This window comes from Collinsella sp. LCP19S3_D3, assembly GCF_052121455.1.
GTDB lineage: Bacteria > Actinomycetota > Coriobacteriia > Coriobacteriales > Coriobacteriaceae > Collinsella.
The window spans coordinates 1-783 of the sequence record NZ_JBQKEF010000055.1; the positions used below are offsets into that span (position 1 = coordinate 1).

Annotated in this window: 1 protein-coding gene; it reads left to right on the forward strand. The window is 75.0% G+C overall.

Features of this window, described 5'->3' with window-relative positions; translation table 11 throughout:
* Positions 1-723: transposase (locus ACTQXM_RS09005; RefSeq protein WP_441537650.1), on the forward strand; the 723-nt coding region annotated here is incomplete at its 5' end.
* Positions 724-783: the final 60 nt, after the last annotated feature.

Here is a 783-nt window from a genome sequence, read left to right on the forward strand (position 1 = left end):
CTCGACGACGCCACGGCGGAGTGCCGCCGCGCCAGGCAGCGCCTCAACATGTTCCTGATCAGGCTGGGCCACGTCTGGGACGAGCGCAACGCCGACGGGACGAGGAGGGGATCCTGGACGCGCGCCCACTGGAGGTGGATATCCGGGATCAGGCTCGAGGGGCCCCAGCGCGACGTGCTCGAGTACTACGTCACGGCCGCGAGGTGCGCGGAGTCGGACCGCCGGCAGCTCGAGAAGAAGGTGCTCGCCCTCGCCCGGACCGACCGGTGGCGCCCGGCCGTCGAGGCGCTCTCCTGCATCAAGGGAATCGACACCCTGACGGCCTTCAGGCTCGCAGCCGAGGCGGGCTCCTTCACGAGGTTCCGGACGGCCCCGGCCTTCGCGAGCTGGTGCGGGCTGGTCCCGTCGGAGCGCTCGAGCGGCGAGACCGAGCGGCGCGGCGGGATAACCAAGACGGGCAACCGGCTCGCCAGGACGGCGCTGGTGGAGTCGGCGTGGCACTACCTGACGTGCACGCCCCGCCCGAAGGCCCCGGCGCCCGGCGCGGACGTCCCCGCGGCGATCCGGGCGCGCGCCGACGACTGCACCGCCAGGCTCTGCCGCCGCCGCGAGGCGCTGGCGGCGGCGGGCAAGAGCCCGTGCAAGGCAAACGCCGCCGTCGCGCGCGAGCTCGCCTGCTGGGTCTGGGAGATCGGGCGCCGGGCGGAGGGGACCCTCGGCTGACCCCGTCGGACAACAAGCCTCCCGCCGGGAGGGCCCGCGCCTCGACGCATCGCCGGCGCG